The following is a 23,904-nucleotide window of genomic DNA, read 5'->3' on the forward strand; positions in this document are numbered from 1 at the left end:
AACTAGAAAGGGGGAAATAGAATGAATATAAAATTTAGTTATAAAGGCGTATTTTTATTATTATTTGGAGTGATTTGTGCAAATTTACTTTTTGTCCCTTTATTAGGCATGCTAAATCTATCACAAATGCATAGTATCTGGCTTGTTACAAGTATTGCGGCAAGCGTTTTGCTTACGGTAGTTGTTTCTTTCATTGATGGATCGTTTGCATCGAAAGCTCAGTTGTTTTTTAGATTTATATTGTTTTCGATTGGTTGTACGTTCGTTACTTACATGATTGTTTTTTAGTAAATAGGAGGTCATGCACGTTATGTATATTGCAGGGGTAATGTCTGGTACTTCATTAGATGGAATAGATGTAGCGCTCGTTCATATAGAAGGAAGTGGTGTAGATTCTAAAATCGAACTCATTCATTTTACTACTGTTCCATTTTGTAATGATATGAAAAATGAGATCCAACAAGCGTTATCAATTGAAACTTCGAATGTCCAACTTATATGTAGTTTAAATTTTAAACTTGGTTTATGCTTCGCCAATGCTGTAAAGGAAGTTTGTAAAGAAGCCAATTTTCCTTTGAGACAATTAGATTTAATAGGCTCTCACGGACAAACGATTTATCATCAGCCAAAGCAAGAAGGGAATATTATTTCTTCAACATTGCAAATTGGGGAACCAGCAGTAATAGCATATGAAACGAACACGACGGTTATCTCGAATTTCCGAACGATGGACATGGCGGCAGGGGGACAAGGTGCACCACTTGTACCATATTCAGAGATTATTTTATATCGGCATCAAACTAAAAATAGACTACTACAAAATATTGGTGGAATTGGTAATGTTACAGTGGTTCCAAGTAAACGAAGTAAAGAGAGTGTTATTGCTTTCGATACTGGACCAGGCAACATGGTAATCGATGAAGTATGTCAAAGATTATTTCATGTACCATATGATCAAAATGGTTGGATTGCAAAGCAGGGGGTAGTTGTAGATGAAATTTTAACATACTGTATGAACCATCCATTTTTGAACATGAAACCACCAAAATCAACAGGTAGAGAACAGTTTGGAGAAGCGTTTGTGACTGAATTATTGAATCGATTTAAAAAGCATAGTAAAGAAAATATATTGGCAACTGTCACGATGTTTACAGCATGTTCAATTGTTCATCATTATAAGGCGTTTATTTTGCCGTATTATGAAATTGATGAGGTGATTTTAGGTGGTGGTGGAAGTTATAATAATACACTTGTTGAAATGTTACGGAATGGATTAAGAGAAGAGAAATGTAGCATATGTATACAAGAAGATATTGGTCATTCTTCAGCAGCGAAAGAAGCAATTGCATTTGCTATTTTAGCAAACGAAACGTATCATCGTAATCCGAGTAATGTGCTGAGCGCAACAGGTGCTAAGAATTCCGTAATTTTAGGGAATATAACATTCCCTCCATACGCAGATGAAAATGAGGCGAATATATGAAGTATATGATTGGAGTAGATGGCGGGGGAACGAAGACCGAGGCAATTGCATTTGATAAAGACGGAAATGAACTTGTAAGAGCTACCAGTGGTTTTGGAAACATATTAATAGATTTTGAAGAAGCTCTTGTGCATATTATGGAAGCAATTAATCAATGCCAGAAGAGTTTAATAAATGGGCATTGCGTTTGTGTTTGTTTAGGATTAGCTGGTATAAGCGGAGCGAATACAAATGAATTAACATTACGTTTAAAAAAGAAATACGGAACAAAAATTGAAATTTTTAATGATGCAATGATCGCACATGCAGCGGCTTTAAAAGGTAAGGATGGAATATTAACTATAGGTGGTACAGGTGCAATTTGTATAGGAAAGAAAGGAGAAGTATATCAGTATAGCGGTGGATGGGGACATATTTTAGGAGATGAGGGGAGCGGATATTGGATTGCATTACAAGCTTTAAAGAAAATGGCAATTCAGTTCGATCAAGGAATCAGTCTTTGTCCATTGAGTTTGAATATTCAAAGGCAGTTTCAACTTTTGACACCGTCTCATATAAAAAGCTTAGTATATACTTCTTCTAAAGATAAAATTGCAGCAATCGCCCCATTAGTTATTCAGGAAGCGAGAGATGGCAATGATGATGCGCATGAAATTATGATGCAAGCTGGAAAGGAATTAGCAAGGATTACAGTAAATGTTTATAACAAGTTGAACTTTAAGCACTCAACGCCAATTGCAGCAAGTGGCAGTATATTGCGTTTAGTTCCTGAAATATTTGCTGTATTTAAGAAATGCTGTGAAGAAAGTATGAAAGAAATTACATTCGTATCACAAGCAGAAATGGCAGTGAAAGGAACATATTATTTAATGAGGGATATATATTTTTAAAAATAGGTATGAGAATTTTTGTATGATTTGTAAAAATATGATGTTAAAATGTATAAAGGGATGTATGTTAAAAACGTACAATATACGTAGTAATTGAATATTGTATATGTATTCCCATGTAGAAAGTGAATGATTACATGATTAATAGTATGCAGTTTTTATATTTGGTGGCTTCTTATTTAATTGGAAACATATTGACCGCTTATATAGTAACAAAATTGAGACATAACGTTGATATTAGGGATGAAGGAAGCGGAAATCCTGGCGCAAGAAATATGGGGCGCGTATATGGAAAAGGGTATTTCATCGCTACATTTTTAGGTGATGCAATTAAAGGGGCAATCGTTGTTGCTGTAGCAAAATATCTTTTTGAAGATCCTACATTCGTAATGTTAACATTATTGGCCGTTATTATTGGACATATTTATCCAGTTTTATTTAAAGGCAAGGGCGGTAAAGGTATTTCAACATTTATAGGAGGACTAATCGCATTTGATTATTTGATAGCGCTTACCCTCTTAGGCATTTTTATTGTATTTTATTTAATATTTAAAGGGTTTACGAAGCCAGGACTAATTACGATTGCTTGTTTACCAATTTGTATGATTCTTTATTCTTATTCTATTGTTACCACTATATTAAGTGGAATAATTATTGTACTTATTCTATATGTAAATCGAGAATAAAATGAGTGTTTAATAAGTGGGGATAATCTCCACTTATCATTTTTTATTAAATAGATAAAGGAGATAAGGCATGGGGTTAATTTATAAAGTTGCTGATCAAGATTGGGAATTTGAAAGTATACATAAATTGAATTATAAAACTTTTGTAGAAGAGATACCACAACATGAAGAAACGAAAGAACGGTTTCGTATAGATCGGTTTCATAAAGAAAATACATATTTAATTTGTTTAGATGAGGATAGATTAGTAGGTATGGTCGCAGTGCGGGGAAAACGACCATTCTCGTTAGATTATAAAATTTCAAATTTAGATATTTATTTGCAAGAGCATGGAGAAAAAGTGTATGAAATTCGTTTACTTTCAGTAGAACGTGAATATAGAAATGGAAGAGCGTTGTTAGGATTAATTCGTTTTCTACATCGTTATTTGCTTCTAAATGGATATGAATTAGCACTCATTTCTGCAACAACACGTGAACTAGCTTTATATGAGCAAATGGGATTCAAATCTTTCCATACGTTAGTTGGTACAGAAGACGCAGCCTTCCAGCCAATGTATGTTACCCCTGCTATGTTTGAAGAGTCGAGTGTTGGGGGGATTATGACGAAAGAATATACGTTTTTACCTGGTCCAGTAGATATTGAAGAGAACGTTCGAAAGGCATTTTCTACGCGACCTATTTCCCATCGCTCTAAGTCATTTCAAGTGATGATGGACAATGTGAAAAAACGGTTACTTCACATGACAAAAGCAAAACATGTACAGCTTATGTTAGGAACAGGGACGTTAGCAAATGATGCGATTGCTTTACAGTTACGTTCTTTAAAAGGGAAAGGACTAGTATTAACAAATGGGGAATTTGGTAATAGATTAGTTGGACATGCAAAACGAGCACGGTTACATTTTGATACGTATAAAAAGGAAATGGGAGATCCATTTATTTATACCGAATTAGAAGAAATTATGACAACTGGAAATTATGAATGGATTTGGTTTGTTCATCATGAAACATCTACTGGAATGTTAAACGATTTAAACGAGCTAAATACTCTTTGTAACGAGAATCAAATGAAACTGTGTGTAGATTGCATAAGCTCAATTGGAGCAATACCATTAGACTTGAAGGATGTGTATTTTGCAAGTGGTGTTAGCGGTAAAGCGATTAAATCATATACAGGAATTTCTTTCGTTTTTCATAACCACATTGTAAAAATAAACGAGGCTGTGCCGGCCTATATGGACATTGGCATGTATGAAGAAAATGAAAGTATTCCATACTCACAATCATGGAATTTAATTTATGCATTGCAAGAAGCGTTGAAGAGATTTGAAGATGAAAAGGCATTTGTAAAAATTAAAGAGACATATGATTATGTTGAAGAAGTTATTACTGATATGGGTTTAAAGCTTGTTTCACCTAAAGAACATGCCGCGCCAATTATACTTACTATTGTATTGAGCGAAGATTATTCTTCTAAAGTAGTAGGCGATACATTAGCATTACAAGGATACATCGTTCATTATGAGTCATCTTATTTACAAAAGAATAATTGGATCCAAATTGCATGTTTAAATCATTATAAAGAACGCGATATGAAGAGGATGTTAAATTGTTTGCAAATGTGTTTATTTCAGAGTGGGGTACATATATAAAGACTTTTTCTTTTCGTATAAAGGAGCTACGACTTACGAAAACTTAGGAATAGAACATTGGAAGAGGTGTCGGTATGATAACTAGAAAACTACCATTACATATAGACGATATTAAAAAAGCTCACAAAATTCTAGATAGAAATGCTCGTAAAACGCCATTAGTAAAATCTTTTTACTTGACTAGTAAAACGGGTGGAGAAATTCATTTGAAATTAGAAAATATGCAATTAACGGGTTCTTTTAAATTTCGTGGCGCATTTAATAAAATGTCGCGGCTCACGGATCAAGAAAAAGAAAGAGGTGTAATTGCATGTTCAGCAGGTAATCATGCACAAGGAGTTGCATTATCTGCTCATTTACTCGGTATTAAGAGTAAAATTGTTATGCCAATTTCTGCACCTCAGGCAAAAGTTGAAGCAACAAAAGGATATGGATCTGAAGTGATTTTACATGGTGAAACCTTTGATGATGCAAAGGTAAAATGTGAAGAAATTATAAGGGAAACAGGTGAAACATACTTACATCCATATGATGATGTAGAGGTAATGGCTGGTCAAGGTACAATTGGATTAGACATTCTTGATGATATGTGGGATGTAGATACTGTCATTGTACCAATAGGTGGAGGCGGAATTATTTCTGGTATTTCTGTAGCATTGAAATCTTTTAATCCATCCATTAATATAATTGGTGTCCAAGCAGATAATGTTCATGGAATGAAGGCATCTTACGATAAAGGAGCAATCGTAGAACACTATGAGGCGCCTACTATTGCAGATGGTTGCGCAGTTAAAATACCAGGTGAATTAACATTTGAAATTGTAAAAGAATTAGTAGATGATATTGTAACTGTATCAGAAAAAGAGCTGGAAGTAGCGATGAAAGATTTATTACAACGTGGGAAAGCTGTTGTAGAAGGTGCAGGTGCATTAGCAACTGCTGCACTTCTTGCAGGAAAAGTTGATAGTTATATAAAAGGGAAAAAAGTAGTGGCTGTTATATCTGGTGGGAACGTGGACTTACAGCGCATATCAAGTGTATGTGAGCACTTTTTTGTCGCTAATGAAGTGAAATAGTTTTATGAAAGAAGAGCTAAGAGAAATGATCTTAGCTCTTACTTTTTGTCTACCGTTTACTGTAAGTAGAAATAAACTTGCAAAATTTGCTGTTTAAAAATTATTTTATTTAAGCGCCTATTTTTACACATATCTTTAATGTTATAATAATTATTTCAATATTGTCGAAACGTAAGCAGAAATTTAATATAATAGTTTTAATGTGCTAATGAGCGGTGAGGAGGGCAGGGCATGAATAAAGAAGAACAGGTCATGAACGGTTTCAGGGAATTATATAATAAGCTGGTTTGGCTTAATAAAGATAAGATGGAAGAGGGTCTTAAAGGTTTTAAGTCTTCTGAAGTCCACTGCATTGAATATATTGAAAACAATGCAGATTCTAACGTGACACAACTCGCAGAGGCTTTTTATGTGACTCGCGGTGCTATAAGTAGAATGACTAAGAAGCTCATACAAAAAGGCCTTGTTGAAAGCTACCAAAAGTCAGAAAATAAGAAAGAAATTTATTTTAGGCTTACCGAACAAGGGAAAGAAATTTATAAAATCCATGAAAATCTACACAAAGAGTTTCAAGAGCGAGATAAAGCTGTATTTGAACAAGTAACTGAAGAAGAATTCAACAGTATAATTAGCTTTGTGGAAAAGTATAGTAGACATTTGGATGCAGAAATAAAGAAACAAGGTATACATATTAAATCGTAACATATTTTAATAATAAAGTGAAACTTTAATCAGTGGGGGGTCTTCATCTCCACTGATTATCAGCCCTCACCAATCGGGCTTTTACGGGCAGCCTTACTCTAATGAGAATAGGCTGCTTTTTTATTATTTTGTTTTTGTTGACTAATCAACAAAATAGAGTTATTATTTTGTTGACAAAGCAACATTTTTTTTAGGAGAGAAGTTAAATGTCTATATTTAGATTGAAAAATGAAAGGGGAACTGAAAAAAGCATAGATAAACATGCTTTACTATTCGGACTTATTTCTGTATTTCTTTGTGGTATAGGTTTCAGTATCATCATGCCTGTAGTCCCATTCTTAGTACAGCCATATACAAGTAATCCGGAAGAACAAGCATTGGTTGTTACACTACTAACTTCCGTATATGCGGCCTGCGTGTTTTTAACTGCACCAGTACTCGGAGCTTTAAGCGATAAGTATGGCCGTCGTCCATTACTTTTAATATGCTTATTTGGTTCTGCAATTGGGTACTTAGTTTTGGGAATAGGAGGAGCTTTATGGGTACTATTTGCTGGACGCATAATAGAAGGTATAACAGGTGGGAGCATAAGTACTATCTTCGCATATTTTGCAGACATCATTCCAAAAGAACAGAGAACGAAATATTTTGGATGGGTGAGTGCAGTTGTAGGTGCGGGAACTATCATTGGCCCAACCATTGGGGGAATACTTGCCAAGTTTGGTGATACTGTACCTATATATTTTGGTGCAATCATAACGTTAATAAATGTTGTATATGGGATCAAATATATGCCTGAGAGCCTTGAAAAAAATAATAGGTTGAAAGAGATTACTTTTGTAAGGTTAAATCCTTTTGTACAGCTAGCAAACATACTTTCCATGAAAAATTTAAAGTGGTTACTTGTCTCAGCGTTTTTACTTTGGATACCTAACGGATCTTTACAAGCAATTTTCACGCAATTTACAATGGATACTTTCAGTTGGAAACCTGCATTAATCGGACTTATGTTTTCAATTTTGGGCTTTCAAGACATTGTTTCACAAAGTTTTATCATGCCAAAGCTTTTGATCAAGCTTAGTGATAAACAAATAGCAATTCTTGGGATGGTTTCGGAGATTATAGGATACAGTTTTATTGCGGCATCAGCTTTGTTTTCACTCTATCCACTACTTATCGCTGGGATGCTGATGTATGGTTTTGGGGATTCAATTTTCGGACCTTCATTCAACGGGATGCTTTCAAAGTCTGTCAGTTCTAGTGAACAAGGAAGGATTCAAGGTGGAAGCCAATCTATTCAAGCTTTAGCAAGAATGATTGGTCCTATTCTTGGAGGACAAATCTATGTATCACTTGGTCATGCCGCACCTGCTTTTATGGGTATGATTCTTATAGTAGCGGCAATAGCAGTTTTATATAAGGGAACGCATGAAACTGTATAACAGATAGATATAAGAATAAATAAAAGGGAGTCAGAACTTAGGAACAAGTGCTGATTCCCTATTTGTTTACGGTTTGAGAGCTAAGAGAAAAGCTTTTGTTTAGGAATTTATTCTGCTATGCTCTCATGGTGAAGGGTAATATTCAGTGAGGTGGAACTATCATTAATTACAGTTAGCTTTATTTGAAAGTAAAAAGGTAGGTAAAAAATGACTAGATAGTTTCATTATGCTTGTGCTGAAGTAAATAATGACTCCATCTTTATTTTGCTCTTTTCTCGAATTTCAGCATCTGCGTGTCTCATCACGTATTTATGCGCTACAGCGATTGCTAAAACATCATCTAATAAGCCGATCCCAATAATAGCAGCTATATCTGGAATGAAATCGATTGCTAATACGTAATAAGATAAAGCGGCTAATATTATGAATTTCGCTTTAGTAGGTAATTCTTTCTTTTTCATTGTGTAGAATAAAATAATACTTTCATATACGCTGGATTTACCGAGGTTTACAGAGCTTTTTTTGAACTTTTTCCAAAGGGTCTGTTTCTCCATATAAACACTCCTTTTACAAAAACATAGATTTTTTAAAAGGATGGACAAAGAAGAGAGAGATTAATCAATTTTATTGTTTTTCTTAATTATATATTTCCATAAAAATAGGGGAATACCTGTTCAAAATATTATAATGTGGATTATTTTGAACAGTGTTCCGTTACATAGTATGTGTTCGTTCCAAGTAAAGGTACTACGCAGGTAACGTTTGGTGGTAATACGTATTAAAGTTCATTTTCTACATTAATCTCTGCATTCGTACAATATTGAATTACTTCTAAATAATCTAAGGGTGCATTTATTGATGAGAACTTTTGTAATTCTTAAATAGCCTCTTTACTCGCTGGTGATTCATAGGCTTCTAATGTAATTCTGGTATTAATTGCAAGATTAGCCACTTCATCTAGCATTTCAGGTGTTACTTTGGTTCGAACCATTTTTCCTCTCTTTTCTCCCATTTTCTTAAAAGTTGTCGCTTCGGTGATGGCTTTTTTATTTTCTCAAATGAAGCCGATGAGTTTGAGTTTTAGAATTTTATCGTGGTATTATTTATGTAACAAGGGGATGTTGTAAGAAAAAATACAATTTGAGGGGAAAATGAGAATGGGAATTTATAACTATGAAGCGAAAGAGGATTTGCAAGTAGGAGAAGTTTGTTTAGAACGAGATATTTATGAAATTATAAATTTTTATAAGAAAGGGTCAATAGTTTTATGTGATTCAGTATCTCGTTTCAGTGCGAATTCAGACAGAATGTTTAAAGTGATAAATAGGATAGAAACATATATGCATAAAAATGAAGACTATACATATCAGGTTTCGGATAGACCCAATTTGATTTATGTAGTTGAGCAGGTAAGATAAGGAAGTATCCATAACGGGTGCTTTTTTCTTTGTTATATAGAAATTACACATTAAACGTGAATTCTAACAAAATGGATATTTGGATTCAAATTATTTGTGATATGTACAGTAAAATGTATGTGTATGATTTAGTTATTATTATGCATTTTATAAGCGGTATGGGGGAAGAAAAATGAAAATAATAGAACTACCAATTGAATTCGAATTTAACGGGCAAAAACAATGTATTTATCCAAGTTTAATTATATTACATAATGAATTAACGTTAGTTGATACAGGATATCCAAGTTTTTTACCTTTAATTGAAAATGCAATATTAAAACATGGATATGAGATGAAAAACTTAAAGAATATAATTATTACCCATTATGATGACGATCATATAGGGGCTGTATATGATTTTAAAGTGAAATATCCAAATATTAATGTTATTGCTAGTGAAATTGAATCTAACTATATTAATGGTGATATAAAATCAGAGAGGTTAGTTCAAGCTGAAGAAATGTTAGAACGTATGCCCAATGAAGAAAAAGAATTTGGCAAATGGTTTATACAACAGTTAAAAAATATAAAACATATTTCCGTCGATGAAAAAGTACATGATGGTCAAATGATTTTGAATAATGAATGTCAAGTAGTGGCAACGCCAGGACATACTTCGGGGCATATTTCATTATATTTTCCGAATTTAGACTGTGTAATTACGGGAGATGCGGCTGTTCAAGAGAATCGTGAGTTAGTAATAGCTAATCCGAATTTTTGTTTGGATATAGAAAAAGCGAAACAGTCTTTAAATAGGATTAAAAGTTTTAAAGCAGCACAGTATTATTGCTATCATGGAGGAAAGCTTACTGTATAAATTAATGAAAACCGGTCTTTCCTAAATCGAAAAGATCGGTTTTTTAGTTCATATATTTTGCGATTTCAACCAAATCAGTAACATTATATTTCGGTAAAATTGAAATATATATGTAAAGAAGAATATATATAATTTGAGCAAGGGTATAGGGGGGGAGAAAATGGGTTCGTTATTTGATGTAATAGCAGATATCATTTTATTTTATCCTCGAAATGACATGAAATTGAAACACCATATCGCAAAATTAAGTGAATTAGAGTGGTTTCGAAATCTACATGAAGATCCGAAGTATACAAGTTTAATTTGGAGTAATAGAAAATTTAAGAAGTTCATTTTGTCTTCTACTAACATGGAAACATTAATAAAATCTGAGAAAAAGCAAAAAGAATTTGTTCATCTAGTACAGGATGAATATAAAAAAAGAAGATAAGAATTTTTTTATTTTTCATATTTGGCGAAACAAATGGTACAATGAAAGCTAATGTGAAAAATAAGGAAAAGAAGTGGTCTATTTGAAAAACTTTTTAGAATTAGGAATTAGTGAAACTTTTAATCATACATTACGTGAAAATGGAATTACAGAAGCAACACCAATTCAAGAGAAGGCAATTCCAGTTATTCTGTCAGGTAAAGATATTATTGGGCAGGCGAAAACAGGAACGGGTAAAACGTTAGCATTCGTGTTACCGATTTTAGAAAAAATTGATCCAGAGTGTAGTGATGTCCAGGCTTTAATCGTTGCGCCAACAAGGGAATTAGCCCTGCAAATTACAACTGAAATTAAAAAAATGCTTGTTCAAAGAGAAGATATTAATGTACTAGCGATTTATGGTGGGCAAGATGTAGCACAACAATTGAGAAAATTAAAAGGTAATACACATATTGTTGTTGCAACACCAGGACGATTATTAGATCATATACGACGTGAAACAATTGATTTAAGTAATCTTTCAACGATTGTACTAGATGAAGCGGATCAAATGCTTTATTTTGGTTTCTTATATGATATTGAAGACATTTTAGATGAGACACCAGGTAGTAAACAAACGATGTTATTCTCAGCAACGATGCCAAAAGATATTAAAAAATTGGCGAAGCGTTATATGGATGAACCGCAAATGATTCAAGTACAAAGTGAAGAAGTAACGGTTGATACAATTGAGCAGCGTGTCATTGAGACGACAGACCGTGCAAAGCCAGATGCACTTCGTTTTGTTATGGATCGTGATCAGCCATTTTTAGCTGTTATTTTCTGTCGTACAAAGGTTAGAGCAAGTAAGCTTTATGATAATTTAAAAGGACTAGGTTATAATTGTGCTGAACTTCATGGTGATATACCTCAAGCGAAACGTGAAAGAGTTATGAAGAGTTTCCGCGAAGCTAAAATTCAGTACTTAATCGCAACGGATGTAGCAGCTCGTGGACTTGATGTAGATGGTGTAACGCACGTATTTAACTATGATATCCCTGAAGATGTAGAAAGTTACATTCATCGCATTGGCCGAACAGGACGTGCAGGTGGATCAGGTCTTGCAATTACGTTCGTTGCAGCGAAAGATGAAAAACATTTAGAAGAAATTGAAAAAACGCTTGGTGCACCAATACAAAGAGAAATAATCGAACAACCGAAGATAAAACGTGTAGATGAAAATGGAAAACCGGTACCAAAGCCGGCTCCGAAGAAATCAGGTCAAAATCGTCAAAGAGATAGCCGCGAAGGTTCAAGAAGTGATTCAAGACGTGATTCGAGAAATAGCTCAAGAAGTGATTCAAGAAATAGTTCGAGAAATAGTTCTAGAAATGAAAATAACCGATCATTTAATAAGCCAAGTAATAAAAAAGGTAGTACAAAGCAAGGTCAGCAAAGACGTGGTCGTTAAATGGTTATAATTGTAAAAGAGTCGCAAAATATTGTGGCTCTTTTTTTGTTTGAATACAACAAGGATGATGGCAAGAAAAAATTTCATTCACCGTATTTGAAATTTATAAAGGGAATTTTATAGTTCAAAACCAGTAGAGCAAGGGTATTACTGTCATTCAGCAGAACACTTTGGTTAAAAGAAAAGGTATTGAAGCGAGCGAGTATTTTCATTATACATTCCGCAATTATCGAAATAGAACAAGAGAAGTTTATGAAGGATTAAACTCGTATTGGTGTACGATCGTTGGAAACTGGAAAACTAATTTGTTAGTTTTTATCGATGAGGAACTCGAGAAGCACCACTGCCATCCTTATGGGGAAATTGCTTACGACGACGATGAAGGTAATGTAGTGATAATATGCGAAATAAGAAAAAAGGACTAGCAGTCGTACCTGCCGTCCTTTAATAGGAGAAAAAGTAATCTTGTTTAGAACTACGCATAAACAGAAAATCTGCTTGTAATTAGTTTTACCCTAAATATACGTGTCTATACAAAAAAGGGATAAGTAAAAAATACTTATCCCCGGAAGGGAAATCCCAAGTACCAAAATGGCTCGTATTGGTCTGCAGGTTCAAAAGTAGTATATGTAAAACGAAAAATCTCATACAAAAAGCAGACAACGATTTTGGTTGTCTGCCAGTGAGTTCAATGAGTTAGCTAATTGTGATAATTTGCATCCCCATTGCGAGAAGAGTGAAGCTGCTAGTTCAAACAGCTTGTTGGTATTATTTTCGATTTCTTAAAAAATATACATCAAAAGAAAGAGGTATTAGCCATGGACACGGCAGCTTGAAAGTAGTATGTATTTTTATTTGAAAAATATTCAAGGGGTGAAGAAACATGGAATGTTTAATAAAGGTGTTTGTTTTATTAATCAGTTAATTAATAAAACAAAATAGTTATTTGGGAGAAAGGGAAAATGAATATGAGATGAATTGAAGCTGTTGAAAAATTACTTGAAGTGATGAAAGAATGCTTTTGGAACGGAACATCTTTAAAGGGTGAAGCTAATGATTTTAATATTGTATCTTGGCTGATTGAAGAAGCGACGCGTAAAACAAAATAAAAATTTCATTTTGTAGCAAAGGGGAATAGATATGTGTACTTATTGGGGAAAAGTAGATAAAGAGTTCTTTAAGAGGCAAGAACCGGAACAAAATAAAAGAGCAGCTAGCAAAAGCTAACTGCTCAATACAAGGAGATACAGAGAAGACTACTTTAAATGAATGTTGGCATACAGCCTACATACAGTATTGACCGAATATTTATTTTAAATTCAATTTATTTAAAGTAAATATTCCAACAGATAAAATGGTTGCGCCTGCTACAGAACCTAGCCAGTCTCTCCAGCCTAATGTATTTAAAGATGCATCTGTTAAATCCGTAATTAAGAAGATAGCAAACATTAATACACCAAATGCTAAGCATCCCCAAAATGTTTGCAAATATTTAATCATTTTCTTTCGGAACTTGCTCATATAAATCACCCTTATTAATAATTATGATTTTTATAAATAAATTATCGCATGTGCAAAAATTAAAAGTACAAAATATGCAATATTACATATTGGAACTCAACAAAATACTCCATTGATAAGTACATAGATCGAACGAAGGCATCGTTCTTTTCCTAAAATGAAAGGTGACAATAAGAAACATGAGATACGTTTTAAACAAATTGAGCGGACGTTAAAAAATAAAAATTTATAAAGGAAATAGAAAGTATGGTGTTGTATATGTACGATAATAGGAAACTTTTTGCAAACTAAACATATAATTTTAATAGACCGACAGTCGGTCTGGTGGGAAGGAGAACTTGAATGCGAATTGTAAAGGAGTATGAGGAGCGTAGAAAGGAAATTTTAGAAACAGCTGAGCGTTTGTTTCTTACGAAAGGTTATACGAAAACAACCGTGAATGATATTTTAAAAGAAATTGGTATAGCAAAGGGGACGTTTTATCATTATTTTAAGTCGAAGGAGGAAGTAATGGATGAAATCATTATGAGGATTATTAAAGAGGATGTCACTAAGGCGAAAAGGATTGTCTCCAATCCCGATATCCACGTTTTAGATAAGTTATTTAAAATTTTAATGGAACAATCACCAAAATCAGGAGATGTCAAAGAAAAAATGATTGAACAATTCCATCAACCAAATAATGCAGAAATGCATCAGAAAAGTTTAGTGCAATCCATTATACATTTATCTCCTGTATTAACGGAAGTTTTAGAGCAAGGAATAGAAGAAGGCATATTTTATACTCCATACCCACAAGAAACAATTGAATTATTACTCTCTTCAGCACAAGTCATATTTGATGATGGTTTATTTCAGTGGAAACCGGAAGAAATGATGAGAAGAGCTAAGGCTTATATTAAAATGATGGAAGTATCTGTTGGAGCAAAAGAAGGGTCCTTTGATTATATGATCGAGGTTTTAATGAAACAGAAATAGCTTTTTTCTGTTTGGGTGTTATAGACCGGCAGTCGGTCTAGACTAAATGAAGGATGTGATGAGGATGCCAGCAAGTATTCAATCTTCCTTGAAAGATTTTCACTTAATGGTAAGTGGTCAAATTATTACTATTTTAGGTTCAACACTATTACGTTTTGCTCTCTCACTATATGTGCTAGATATAACAGGGCGTGCAGATATATTCGCAGGGTTATATGCGGTAACGAGTATTCCGTTTCTGCTAGCACCTCTTGGCGGAGCAATAGCAGATCGTTTCAACCGCCGTAATGTAATGGTCATTTTTGATTTTATAAACGCTGCTATTGTATTAAGTTTTATAGTTTTGTTATTAACTGAATCGGTATCTATTTTATTGATTGGAACAATTATGTTTTTACTAGCAGTCATTAGTGCAATGTACGCACCAGTTGTAATGGCGAGTATTCCGCAATTAGTTCCAGAGAAAAAGTTAGAACAAGCAAACGGTATCGTAAATGGTGTGCAAGCATTATCTAATATAGTTGCACCTGTACTAGGAGGAATATTATACGGCATAATTGGTTTGAAAATGCTCGTAATAACAAGTTGTCTTGCTTTCTTTTTATCTGCGATTTTAGAAATGTTTATTACAATACCATTTATAAAAAGAATACAGGAAGGCCATATCGTACCGACAATTGTAAAAGATATGAAAGAAGGTTTTCTTTATGTTTTAAAGCAACCTTTTATTTTGAAAGCTATGTTACTTGCAGCTTTACTAAACTTAATTTTGACACCGTTATTTGTTGTTGGAGGACCTATTATGTTACGAGTAACTATGCAGAGTAGCGATACGATGTATGGAATTGGAATGGGATTAATTGATTTTGCAACCATATTATGGGCATTGTCAATCGGTTTCTTTGCTAAAAAGTTACAGATGAGAACATTATATAATTGGATGCTTATCATAGCTTTATTAGTAATGCCAGTGGCACTATCAGTTACACCGTTTATTCTTAATTTAGGACCCTATCCACCATTTATCCTCTTTATACTTTCTTCTCTTCTAATCGCAATGATTATGACAATTGTATCCATCTATGTGATTACTGTAGTCCAAAAGAAAACACCAAATGAAAATCTAGGAAAAGTGATGGCAATTATAACAGCGGTATCTCAATGTATGGCACCAATTGGGCAAGTCGTATATGGTTTTATGTTTGAAGGATTCAGTACGAAAATTTATTTACCTATATTTGCTATTAGTTTCATAATGATATTAATAGCTATAGTGACGAAGAAAATATTAAGAAATGAAGGGAACTAGCTTCATATGATTAGGAGAATGTTAAAAAGAGATTTCTCTAAAAATAAAATGATAATTATCATTTTATTTATGTTTATCAAGTTATCAAGTTTTTAATGGCTAGTGCTTCAAGTAACGTTATAAATCTATGATCGATTGTTTAAAGTATCAAGCGCACCGCACGTCGTACAGATTCATACCGGAGAAATAAATCAAAAGTCAATGGATTCATTTGTAGAAAAAACTCCTTTTGTAAAAAAGTAGCAAACGGCAGAGATGATCCAAGTACAAGTAAACGGGTATAACATTTTTATACAAAATAAAAATAAGGCGAACATAATAGCGTAATAGATATTAGTTCCGTGAAACAAAACGCTAATTTTAATTTTTTATTAGATTTAAATAATAAAGTGATACAGATTAGTAAAGGGGAAATAGGTGTACCGATTTATTTTATGCAAAAATACAATCTGCATATTGGAGATGAAATATGGATTATAAAAAATAATATAGAACAAGAATTTACGATATCAGCATGTGTTCGTGATGTTCAAATGAATCCATCAATCGTTAGTTCAAAGCGATTTGTAATAAGCAATGAAGACTTAGAAAGATTAAAACGAAATTTGGGAGAACGAGAATATCTTATTGAATTTCAGTTAACAGATGTAAATTAGATAAATGAATTTGAAGATTTATACCAGTCATCGAACTTACCTCAAAAAGGATTAGGAATTTGCTAAATAGGAAGGGGAAAATAAAATGAACGCTATGGAAAACGGTGTATATGAAACAACCAGATTAGTTAGTGAATCAATGGAATGACAAGCTGTAATGAATATCAATCAAATTTGTGAATTAGATCAATATCAAGAAGCGACATTATGTACATGGAATACAAATAACGATTTTGGTAGAGTTGTTTTAAATGCAGCATTAGGGCTTACGGGAGAAGTTGGTGAGGTTGCTGATGTTGTAAAAAAGCAATTTTTCATGGTCATGGATTTGATCCAGCTTATTGTCCAGGAGAAGAAGAAGGAAATACACATAAAATCGCTTTAGAGATAGGGGACATCTTGTACTACAGTTCAATCATGTCTCACGAAAGGGAATATACCCTAGGAGATATTGCTCAAATGAATATATCTAAATTAGCAACAAGATATCCAGACGGATTTAGTCGAGAAGCTAGTCAAAATCGTGTAGATGTGAAATGAAAATCGTAATAAAAAAGAGCCATGAGTGGAAAGGCTCATGGCTCCTTATATAAGGGTAATGATTTTATAGGTAAATATTATTATGAAATCCCAAAAAATTAAATATAAGTCAATTAATTGGTATAGAATTTGGATTTTATTTAAAAGAAGGAACGGAGGAATATGTAAAAGACTTTGAAAGGTCCATAAAAAAAGAATTCAGTAAAACTCTGAATTCTTCTACACGTGATTTTATTTGTTAATCCATTTAGAAATAATAGGATAATGAAACTCTTTTTCTTGTAGCGCATATAAAATCCCTTTTATAGACCCGAAAATTAACAAAAGGAACAGTATTAGATATAAAGGAGCTATGCCGAAAATAATCAAAGTATTATTTGAAGTCAAGTCTAAATTAGACAAGGATAGCATTAAGATTCTTATTGCGAAGAGATTCCAAATTACTGTAATTATCCAAATGAATAGTTGATAAAACACAGCTTCAAGGATATTTTTTTTGAATGTTTTGTGATTTGTATACAAAATAAAAAATCAACGGTATATAAAAAATTGTGATGCTAAAGAAAATAAGAATAAAAAAAGATAATAAGGTAAGAAAATGCATAATTAATTTTATGTTCTTTTCTTGAGCTAGAATCATTAAGGTCCTCCTATATGTATGAGATTTGTTGTAGCTATTATATTTTAAGATTTTCATTATGGTAATAATGCGCTACTAAAAAAAATTACTACTGCCTACAGTTAAAGTTCCGCTTTCTGCTGCAGAAAATTGTATATCTATTGTTTGGCTAGCAACGGATACTAAATTTTTTCTTATAGTTATTCTTAGAGTAGAAGTCGTACCTAAAGTTGGATTAAATCCTATATTGGCACTGAATAAATAGATACCATTTATAGGGGCTGTAAATGTATTCGTTACTGAAGAATACCCTCCACCATTATTAAATATTATATTACCATACGATACTTGAATATCTGCAGGAGGAGTAAAAGACTGTGCACCATTTTTTTCTGCACGAAAATTAATGTTAAATGTGGGTCCGGTAGGTCCAGTGTCGCCGGTAGCCCCAGTGTTGCCAGTAGGTCCGGTAATTCCAGTAGGCAGAGTAAATGATGGGATTGGTGGGAAAGTAGGCCCGACTAGGTCGGGAGAAATTGAAATTTCAGATTTTATTTTAGGTGAATTGAATCTGTCTTTTCTAGACATATGTATATCATCCTCTCTAAGAATAGCAGATTATATCCAGTAGATGCATGATATGAATTGGGTGTGATTGTATTTTGAGATAATAAGAAATAAATTTATCTAATCTAACTATAAAAATTAGAACTAAACAAAAGCGTTAATTTATTATAAAAAATGGGTGACTCAGCAATTGTGTCAGCCGAGTCACCCAATACTATTGATTTTAGATAATAATCTTTTTCTATATGTAGTTATAGTGAGTTCTAAGAGGTTAACTCCAAACCGCAGTTAAAGGACAAAGAAATTTATTTTAGAAAGTATTAGATTTAACTATGTTAATGCTACAACAGCAAGAGTCAAGCCCAATGTATTTAATGTATTAGAATATGGTCCTACATTAATAGTAAGAGTACTTGTTATACCTGAAGGTGTAGTGAAAATTGCGGGTGCTGATACAGAAGTGAATCCTGCAGTATATCCCAGAGAAGTACCAGATCCAATGATTGGATTATTATTAAGATACATAGTGATACCTGCCAAATTACCTCCTGGTTGAATGATAACTTGTACTTCATAGATTGCCAAATAGGTTCTTCCACCTTCAAGTAAAACAGTTGTTGGTGGTGTGAACGAGATTGCTGTACCATTAGAATTTGCCACGGTATCTAGTGGAATCGCGGAATTTACAGAAACTATTGATGGGGTAGTTTGAACAACATTTAAGCTATTAGCCGTGGGGGATGGACAAGTGCAAGGTTTGTGAATGTTAGAGTTGTTATCATTTTGGAAATTCACAAATAATCAAGCTCCTTTGCGTAAAAAAATTTTTATCCTATATAAAACGTAGCTTTTTTGTATCTAAGTTATTTTTAATAAATTTTTAAAGATAAATCGAATATTGTTGGTCAGTCGACTCATAAAAGTATTCGATACTCTGGGATTTCAAAGTGCATCTGATAAATATATATGAATGTTTTTTTAAGGACATTACTGTAAGTTAGGAAAACATAAATCTGGAAATAAAACTTGATATTCCGGGTTTAACCGAAGATCAGTAGTTGAGGTTGTAAAGTGTATATAATTTTTTTCTAATTTATCTAGTGTTGCCAGATGATGAGTACCTAAGTCACGCTGGATGCTATGTTTAGAAAGAGTAGGCCCAATTTGTAATTTTCGGTTTTTCATAGCAGTATTCCAGGGACTGTAAAAGAATTTTAAAATGAAAGCAGGATACATGTAAACGATAAATGGATGAGGTGACCAATGTCGCCCTGCCCAATAGTTACCATGCGAATAATGGTGGATTAATCTACCACCATAGTATGGAGCAGGTGGATTAGGAGGGATTATTCTCCCATGATAACGCTGTTTGACAAGGGGGATTCCGTATCTGGGATTGGTATAACCGTGAGCAGGGTCATCCACCATCAGAATAGTTCTAATAGCATACATCTTTTGCCCTAAATTGGCAAGAGATGAGAAAAAGGCTTCCTTATCAACACAGCAAAGAAATTCAGTGGTATTTAGTACCATTTTCCATCCCGTAATTTCTTTTTCTATGTTCATTACTTCTTGATCAACTAAAATGGCATCAAACTCTAGTACCTTTGATTCACGGATTTCCCAATGAGGTGCAAATAATTTGCATAATTCAACCGAACGATCAGTAGACCCACGATTAATAAGAATGCCATGATCAAATAATTTTGTGTGGTGCATTAACCACCACGGAAGCAGATACTCTTCGTTATAAAAATGAGAAATTAAAGTAGTGTTAATAAAAAGTCCTCCTTTCAAAATTTTGTGGAATATATCCTTATCTAGTAAGATATGTTACTTGATCTAAAAAGAATGAAGAAAGATTTTTAACAAAATAGTTAGTTTAATAAAAACCGGAAAATGTGGGGGAGTTAAAGGAGAAGAACCCTTTATATAAAGGGTTCTTCTGGTGATTTAATCTATCAATTACATTCGTGGTAATATTTATCACATGAATCGTTATTATCGTTACAGCATATACAGAATGTTTTTTGAACAAATAAACTAACTACACTAGTAGAACCTTCTTGCTTTGTAAGAGTAAGACTTTGAAAATCTTCAACTTGAAATATTTTTGTTTGAACAGGTTGTAATGTAGTAGTAATTGGTACGTTAGATCTTCTTGTTAGAATAGTTACTTGAACGGGTGCACTCATACCGACAACGAATAACTGAATTAATGTTTTATTATGATTGTTTGTAAAATCCTCAAATACAGTTTGTGGAGCGGTGGTTTCAAGGAAAACAGATACAGGTATATTCCCATTTGCATTTTCTGCAGAACCAGCTATCGTATGAGTTTCAATAAAACAGTTGTTTTTTTGATTGTTGGAATGCGATTGATTTTTATAATATTTTTTACCATCTTTATAAAAGTAATCAGCCATATGAATTTAAAGCTCCCTTCTTTTAGATATCTATATAGTCTATTTAATAAAGTGAAGTAGTGCTTGTAAGACATAATAAAATCCGCTCTCGTAATTATCTGAAAATGTTATTTAGAAATTAAAGAGCGCCATTCAAGGCGCTCTCGGATAAAAAATAATATTGAAAAAGAATACCACATTATATTTTATGCATGTTCTTAATAAATGTGTAGTTTTTAACAAAATCCTTATTTGAAAACAAGAAGCCCTAGATTTAGGGCTTCTTGTTTTGGTATTCTCACATGGTTTTTCAAAAAGAATAGAACATATTGAAGATAACATGTGAATGTTTCATAAATGTATCAAAAAAGTGAACAAAATCGTTATTTTAATTAGTTCAGCCCCTTGAAGGGCGCTCCAAGGGGCGAAGATTCGAGAACTTGTAAACTCTTGTTTAATTACATGAAAACTCCCTAAGGAGAATCTATGATATTTTAACACTCAACTAACTATTTTGACAAATATATATTGATAAAAGAAACCCCGATTGTCCGCGGGGCTTCTAAGGGGAAGTGCCAAGTAATGACGTACTCGACTAATTAACCATATCATGAATTTTTTGGTAAAAATACTAGTAAATCCGTCCAATTGTATGATCGTTAATTTGAACAAAAACTCTATTTTGTAGAGCTTTAATTCCATGGGAAAAGAGCACTTTGTAAAAGTGCTCTTCTGACCAAAATCCATTTTGTAAAAGAGAGGAATAATATCATATGAATTTATTTTTAAATGTGTTTAAAATCGTATAAAAACTTCATTTTGCACAACAAAGCAGCCAGCTTAATTAGCTAACTGCTTGTTGTACAAAAGAAGATTAGGCCCTACAAGTAAATGATATGTAACTTTAAGTTACAACTATATTATAAGCAGAATTAAACATGTTATGCGGTAGTAAAAATAAGCTTAATCAAACTTTCATTTTGTATTAAGTTGGAATATAAAAAGAGCACTTAGTAAAGTGCTCTCGTGACGAGTCTCATTTTATAACGACTATTTTATAAAGAAAGGAACTCAGGATATTATATGTGCGCCAGTCAATTGAGTACCTTGTACAAATAAAGAGCAGCTAGCAAAAGCTAACTGCTTATATAAGGAAATCGGAGAAAGATAACCATGTGTCTACAGTATTGACGGAATATTGGTTTTTATTCGTGAAGAACTACGATTAACTTAATGCATAGCCCACAATCAAAGTTAGTGTTAAAAACACTGATAATAACATTGTTAGTAGAACTGTTACTATGCTTCTAAGCATTGATATCCAATTATCTACTTTAGAGAATCCTTTAATACCAGCAAAAAAAGTTCCTATTGAAAAAATGAGTACGAAAAATAAAGGGTGAAAATAAACGGCGTTTATAAAAGATGCATTTATTTCAGGTGTACATACTTCAAGATATAAAAGAAAACAAGCAATACAAACGAATGAAAAAATAAAGGACCATAGATTTATATTATGTTTCATAGGTTGCTCCTTTGTTATCGGAATATTTCTATTAAATTTTAATGGGAAATATAAGAAAAAGATAGTGTTTATAAGTTAGAATGAATTTTTTAACAAAATAATCCTTTTAAAGTAAAACAAACAGAATATAGTCCGGCTAGAAAACTAGAGGGCACCAATTCATTAAAGCAGCAATTAAAGCTGTTTTAGGAATAGGTGTTCTTTTTATTTTGAAAAGAGGGATGGGGAAATATGAGGGCACTAAAAGAACAATTACGCGAGTGGAAAAAGCAATCCAAGCAAGGAAAGAAGAAAAATAAGAAAAAACAAAAAGAGAAATTAAGTACTCGTGAAATTGGTGATTTAATGGGAATACATAGACCTTGTTATGAACGAAGACACGGAGCATTAAGACAAAAATAATTTAAAAATAAACAGGAGTGGTCTTACATGACTAAACAATTATTTTTCTTACCAAAAATCGATAGAGTAGCAACGCAGAAAAAATTAGAAGGTGCTCTCGAAAATGTACATTTATATAGACAGTTTGGAATGATGCGTGAAGAAATGAAAGTTACTCCTTCTTATGAAATTAGATATCACGGATCTACAAATGATGTAGGAAAGCCATTAGAAGATGTAGCGATGGCTAATATTCAACAAAGTAAAAGAGAAGAATGGATTAAGCAAACATCATTTCGTATTGACCAGTTTCTTAGTCGTTTGGGTAATGGGCGTGCAGGAAGGGAGCAAAGAGACATCATCATTAAGCGTTATCTAGAAGATGAAGATGTATGTGATTATATGGTATATAACGAAATCGGCATGAGTGAGCGTACTTATCGACGTGTTAAGGCTAGAGTATTTTATAAACTTGCTTTTGCTCTTAGATTAGAAGTTTATGAGACTGAAGAAACTAGAGGTAATGAATAATGAATTTTGTTCAGCTAATACGTGATCCAGAACAAATACAGCAGCTTAAAGAGTATTTTAAGGAAAAGAGCTTACGCAATTACATCCTCTTTATTATGAAAATCAATACAGGCCTGAGAATCTCGGACATTTTGAAATTGAAGGTAGGAGATGTTAAAAGTAGTCATATATCTATGAGAGAAATGAAAACTGGGAAACAGAAACGAATACAAATTACTGCAGCAATGAAAAGAGAGCTTAAATGGTTTATCGAAGAAAGGGAAGATAATGAGTATTTATTGCAAAGTAGACAAGGTAGGAATCGTCCAATTGGTCGTAGTATGGCATATAAGATATTAAGCGGAGCAGTGGCAGAGTTTGGATTAGATGAAATAGGAACACATACATTGAGAAAAACATACGGGTCTCACATGTACATGCAAACGAAAAACATAGCATTGCTCATGGAGATATTTAATCACTCGTCAGAGAAGGTCACGTTACGTTATATAGGTGTAAATCAAGATGCAATGGATAAGGCAATGACTAGGTTTAAAATTTAATCATTGCTTTTTCTTTTGGGATAGTTTAAAACCTTAGCCTGATTGCGATGGGATCGCCACATCAAAAAAATTCGCATGTTACGTTAAGACACATTTTAGGCAGAAAATCAGTAGTTCTCTGAAGAACTACCATTATCAATCCTGTTTTATTGGATAATCTTGAGAAAATATTTATCTGGATAAAAAATTAACATTTTTTCAATTTCCTGTAATTATAATTAAAGGTATTCTGTTAGTGTT

Annotated in this window: 24 protein-coding genes and 3 pseudogenes; 19 read left to right on the forward strand and 8 right to left on the reverse strand. The window is 33.0% G+C overall.

The genetic code is table 11. The features are described from left to right. The first annotated feature begins 21 nt into the window (after positions 1–21). The 8 genes from BC_RS11985 (at position 22) to BC_RS12020 (ending at position 7,933) form a co-directional block, all read left to right on the forward strand. The gene (locus BC_RS11985; RefSeq protein ID WP_001021963.1) at positions 22–288 is read left to right on the forward strand and encodes a hypothetical protein; all 267 of its coding nucleotides are present in this window, start codon (positions 22–24) and stop codon (positions 286–288) included. Between the two features lie 22 nt (positions 289–310). Further along, positions 311–1,483, forward strand: a complete 1,173-nt coding sequence (gene anmK, locus BC_RS11990) for an anhydro-N-acetylmuramic acid kinase AnmK (protein ID WP_000274964.1) — start codon at positions 311–313, stop codon at positions 1,481–1,483. Beyond that, positions 1,480–2,373 (forward strand): BadF/BadG/BcrA/BcrD ATPase family protein, encoded by an 894-nt coding sequence (locus BC_RS11995; protein ID WP_000876587.1) that lies wholly within the window; start codon positions 1,480–1,482, stop codon positions 2,371–2,373. The genes anmK and BC_RS11995 overlap by 4 nt, the downstream gene beginning before the upstream one ends. Before the next feature lie 137 nt (positions 2,374–2,510). Then, positions 2,511–3,059 (forward strand): glycerol-3-phosphate 1-O-acyltransferase PlsY, encoded by a 549-nt coding sequence (gene plsY, locus BC_RS12000; protein WP_000610870.1) that lies wholly within the window; start codon positions 2,511–2,513, stop codon positions 3,057–3,059. 70 nt (positions 3,060–3,129) lie between these two features. After that, the gene (locus tag BC_RS12005) at positions 3,130–4,713 is read left to right on the forward strand and encodes an aminotransferase class V-fold PLP-dependent enzyme (RefSeq protein WP_000523060.1); all 1,584 of its coding nucleotides are present in this window, start codon (positions 3,130–3,132) and stop codon (positions 4,711–4,713) included. Positions 4,714–4,787: 74 nt separating this feature from the next. Beyond that, positions 4,788–5,789 (forward strand): bifunctional threonine ammonia-lyase/L-serine ammonia-lyase TdcB, encoded by a 1,002-nt coding sequence (gene tdcB / locus BC_RS12010; RefSeq protein WP_000632959.1) that lies wholly within the window; start codon positions 4,788–4,790, stop codon positions 5,787–5,789. A gap of 231 nt (positions 5,790–6,020) precedes the next feature. Then, positions 6,021–6,491, forward strand: coding sequence for a MarR family transcriptional regulator (locus tag BC_RS12015; protein ID WP_001030904.1), 471 nt, complete (start codon positions 6,021–6,023; stop codon positions 6,489–6,491). A gap of 206 nt (positions 6,492–6,697) precedes the next feature. Then, positions 6,698–7,933 (forward strand): MFS transporter, encoded by a 1,236-nt coding sequence (locus tag BC_RS12020; protein ID WP_000021784.1) that lies wholly within the window; start codon positions 6,698–6,700, stop codon positions 7,931–7,933. Between the two features lie 224 nt (positions 7,934–8,157). Here BC_RS12020 and BC_RS12025 read toward each other — a convergent pair whose 3' ends face one another. Then, positions 8,158–8,487: a YkvA family protein gene (locus BC_RS12025; protein ID WP_000415082.1), complete on the reverse strand. Its 330-nt coding sequence runs from the start codon at positions 8,485–8,487 to the stop codon at positions 8,158–8,160. Positions 8,488–9,090: 603 nt separating this feature from the next. Between BC_RS12025 and BC_RS12030 the strand changes: the two genes are divergently transcribed. The 4 genes from BC_RS12030 (at position 9,091) to BC_RS12045 (ending at position 12,090) form a co-directional block, all read left to right on the forward strand. Further along, on the forward strand, positions 9,091–9,351 hold the full coding sequence (locus BC_RS12030; protein ID WP_000513517.1) for a hypothetical protein: 261 nt from the start codon (positions 9,091–9,093) through the stop codon (positions 9,349–9,351). A 172-nt stretch (positions 9,352–9,523) separates the two neighbouring features. After that, positions 9,524–10,210 (forward strand): MBL fold metallo-hydrolase, encoded by a 687-nt coding sequence (locus BC_RS12035; RefSeq protein ID WP_000691158.1) that lies wholly within the window; start codon positions 9,524–9,526, stop codon positions 10,208–10,210. 160 nt (positions 10,211–10,370) lie between these two features. Then, positions 10,371–10,640, forward strand: coding sequence for a hypothetical protein (locus tag BC_RS12040; RefSeq protein ID WP_000535035.1), 270 nt, complete (start codon positions 10,371–10,373; stop codon positions 10,638–10,640). 73 nt (positions 10,641–10,713) lie between these two features. Next, positions 10,714–12,090 (forward strand): DEAD/DEAH box helicase, encoded by a 1,377-nt coding sequence (locus BC_RS12045; protein WP_002195506.1) that lies wholly within the window; start codon positions 10,714–10,716, stop codon positions 12,088–12,090. A 1,308-nt stretch (positions 12,091–13,398) separates the two neighbouring features. Here the strand turns inward: BC_RS12045 and BC_RS12050 are convergent. Further along, positions 13,399–13,611, reverse strand: coding sequence for a hypothetical protein (locus tag BC_RS12050; protein WP_000033157.1), 213 nt, complete (start codon positions 13,609–13,611; stop codon positions 13,399–13,401). A gap of 342 nt (positions 13,612–13,953) precedes the next feature. On the opposite strand from BC_RS12050, the gene BC_RS12055 reads away from it, so the two are divergent. From BC_RS12055 to BC_RS12070, 4 genes and pseudogenes are all read left to right on the forward strand, one after another. Further along, entirely contained in the window at positions 13,954–14,589 is a 636-nt protein-coding gene (locus BC_RS12055; protein ID WP_001223578.1) for a TetR/AcrR family transcriptional regulator, read from the forward strand. 64 nt (positions 14,590–14,653) lie between these two features. Next, on the forward strand, positions 14,654–15,898 hold the full coding sequence (locus tag BC_RS12060; RefSeq protein WP_001111722.1) for an MFS transporter: 1,245 nt from the start codon (positions 14,654–14,656) through the stop codon (positions 15,896–15,898). Between the two features lie 6 nt (positions 15,899–15,904). Then, a pseudogene (locus BC_RS28005) lies at positions 15,905–16,614 on the forward strand (ABC transporter permease); the annotation flags it as partial. 25 nt (positions 16,615–16,639) lie between these two features. Beyond that, positions 16,640–17,094 (forward strand): annotated as a pseudogene (locus BC_RS12070) (nucleoside triphosphate pyrophosphohydrolase family protein). A 231-nt stretch (positions 17,095–17,325) separates the two neighbouring features. Here BC_RS12070 and BC_RS28010 read toward each other — a convergent pair. The 6 genes and pseudogenes from BC_RS28010 to BC_RS28015 all read right to left on the reverse strand — a co-directional run bounded on the left by BC_RS28010 (position 17,326) and on the right by BC_RS28015 (position 22,210). Beyond that, a pseudogene (locus tag BC_RS28010) lies at positions 17,326–17,734 on the reverse strand (DUF4870 domain-containing protein). Between the two features lie 75 nt (positions 17,735–17,809). After that, positions 17,810–18,301 carry an exosporium leader peptide-containing protein gene (locus tag BC_RS12075; RefSeq protein ID WP_000087352.1) on the reverse strand — a complete coding sequence of 164 codons (492 nt, stop codon included), beginning with the start codon at positions 18,299–18,301 and terminating at the stop codon, positions 17,810–17,812. A 309-nt stretch (positions 18,302–18,610) separates the two neighbouring features. Further along, entirely contained in the window at positions 18,611–19,075 is a 465-nt protein-coding gene (locus tag BC_RS12080) for a hypothetical protein (RefSeq protein ID WP_001010965.1), read from the reverse strand. A gap of 192 nt (positions 19,076–19,267) precedes the next feature. Next, complete coding sequence (locus BC_RS12085) at positions 19,268–19,999, reverse strand: hypothetical protein (protein WP_000546544.1); 732 nt, start codon at positions 19,997–19,999, stop codon at positions 19,268–19,270. A 242-nt stretch (positions 20,000–20,241) separates the two neighbouring features. Next, a complete protein-coding gene (locus tag BC_RS12090) occupies positions 20,242–20,706 on the reverse strand; it encodes a hypothetical protein (protein WP_000796389.1) in 465 nt (154 codons plus the stop codon). A 1,204-nt stretch (positions 20,707–21,910) separates the two neighbouring features. Next, on the reverse strand, positions 21,911–22,210 hold the full coding sequence (locus BC_RS28015) for a hypothetical protein (RefSeq protein WP_000682208.1): 300 nt from the start codon (positions 22,208–22,210) through the stop codon (positions 21,911–21,913). Between the two features lie 231 nt (positions 22,211–22,441). Here BC_RS28015 and BC_RS27665 point away from each other — a divergent pair, with 231 nt between their 5' ends. From BC_RS27665 to BC_RS12100, 3 genes are read left to right on the forward strand one after another with little or no spacing between them, the layout of a single operon-like run. After that, positions 22,442–22,612 (forward strand): hypothetical protein, encoded by a 171-nt coding sequence (locus BC_RS27665; protein WP_001202055.1) that lies wholly within the window; start codon positions 22,442–22,444, stop codon positions 22,610–22,612. 27 nt (positions 22,613–22,639) lie between these two features. Then, positions 22,640–23,122: an ArpU family phage packaging/lysis transcriptional regulator gene (locus BC_RS12095; RefSeq protein ID WP_000166128.1), complete on the forward strand. Its 483-nt coding sequence runs from the start codon at positions 22,640–22,642 to the stop codon at positions 23,120–23,122. Next, positions 23,122–23,664 carry a site-specific integrase gene (locus BC_RS12100; RefSeq protein WP_001012102.1) on the forward strand — a complete coding sequence of 181 codons (543 nt, stop codon included), beginning with the start codon at positions 23,122–23,124 and terminating at the stop codon, positions 23,662–23,664. Before BC_RS12095 ends, BC_RS12100 begins: the two co-directional genes overlap by 1 nt. Positions 23,665–23,904 lie beyond the last annotated feature (240 nt).

The sequence above is a fragment of the Bacillus cereus ATCC 14579 genome, assembly GCF_000007825.1.
Lineage (GTDB): Bacteria > Bacillota > Bacilli > Bacillales > Bacillaceae_G > Bacillus_A > Bacillus_A cereus.

Bases quoted from the DNA above. Each gene is read 5' to 3' on its own strand.
- BC_RS11985 (WP_001021963.1), top strand. From the start codon at position 22: ATGAATATAAAATTTAGTTATAAAGGCGTATTTTTATTATTATTTGGA.
- anmK (WP_000274964.1), top strand. From the start codon at position 311: ATGTATATTGCAGGGGTAATGTCTGGTACTTCATTAGATGGAATAGAT.
- BC_RS11995 (WP_000876587.1), top strand. From the start codon at position 1,480: ATGAAGTATATGATTGGAGTAGATGGCGGGGGAACGAAGACCGAGGCA.
- plsY (WP_000610870.1), top strand. From the start codon at position 2,511: ATGATTAATAGTATGCAGTTTTTATATTTGGTGGCTTCTTATTTAATT.
- BC_RS12005 (WP_000523060.1), top strand. From the start codon at position 3,130: ATGGGGTTAATTTATAAAGTTGCTGATCAAGATTGGGAATTTGAAAGT.
- tdcB (WP_000632959.1), top strand. From the start codon at position 4,788: ATGATAACTAGAAAACTACCATTACATATAGACGATATTAAAAAAGCT.
- BC_RS12015 (WP_001030904.1), top strand. From the start codon at position 6,021: ATGAATAAAGAAGAACAGGTCATGAACGGTTTCAGGGAATTATATAAT.
- BC_RS12020 (WP_000021784.1), top strand. From the start codon at position 6,698: ATGTCTATATTTAGATTGAAAAATGAAAGGGGAACTGAAAAAAGCATA.
- BC_RS12025 (WP_000415082.1), bottom strand. From the start codon at position 8,487: ATGGAGAAACAGACCCTTTGGAAAAAGTTCAAAAAAAGCTCTGTAAAC.
- BC_RS12030 (WP_000513517.1), top strand. From the start codon at position 9,091: ATGGGAATTTATAACTATGAAGCGAAAGAGGATTTGCAAGTAGGAGAA.
- BC_RS12035 (WP_000691158.1), top strand. From the start codon at position 9,524: ATGAAAATAATAGAACTACCAATTGAATTCGAATTTAACGGGCAAAAA.
- BC_RS12040 (WP_000535035.1), top strand. From the start codon at position 10,371: ATGGGTTCGTTATTTGATGTAATAGCAGATATCATTTTATTTTATCCT.
- BC_RS12050 (WP_000033157.1), bottom strand. From the start codon at position 13,611: ATGAGCAAGTTCCGAAAGAAAATGATTAAATATTTGCAAACATTTTGG.
- BC_RS12055 (WP_001223578.1), top strand. From the start codon at position 13,954: ATGCGAATTGTAAAGGAGTATGAGGAGCGTAGAAAGGAAATTTTAGAA.
- BC_RS12060 (WP_001111722.1), top strand. From the start codon at position 14,654: ATGCCAGCAAGTATTCAATCTTCCTTGAAAGATTTTCACTTAATGGTA.
- BC_RS12075 (WP_000087352.1), bottom strand. From the start codon at position 18,301: ATGTCTAGAAAAGACAGATTCAATTCACCTAAAATAAAATCTGAAATT.
- BC_RS12085 (WP_000546544.1), bottom strand. From the start codon at position 19,999: ATGCACCACACAAAATTATTTGATCATGGCATTCTTATTAATCGTGGG.
- BC_RS12090 (WP_000796389.1), bottom strand. From the start codon at position 20,706: ATGGCTGATTACTTTTATAAAGATGGTAAAAAATATTATAAAAATCAA.
- BC_RS28015 (WP_000682208.1), bottom strand. From the start codon at position 22,210: ATGAAACATAATATAAATCTATGGTCCTTTATTTTTTCATTCGTTTGT.
- BC_RS27665 (WP_001202055.1), top strand. From the start codon at position 22,442: ATGAGGGCACTAAAAGAACAATTACGCGAGTGGAAAAAGCAATCCAAG.
- BC_RS12095 (WP_000166128.1), top strand. From the start codon at position 22,640: ATGACTAAACAATTATTTTTCTTACCAAAAATCGATAGAGTAGCAACG.
- BC_RS12100 (WP_001012102.1), top strand. From the start codon at position 23,122: ATGAATTTTGTTCAGCTAATACGTGATCCAGAACAAATACAGCAGCTT.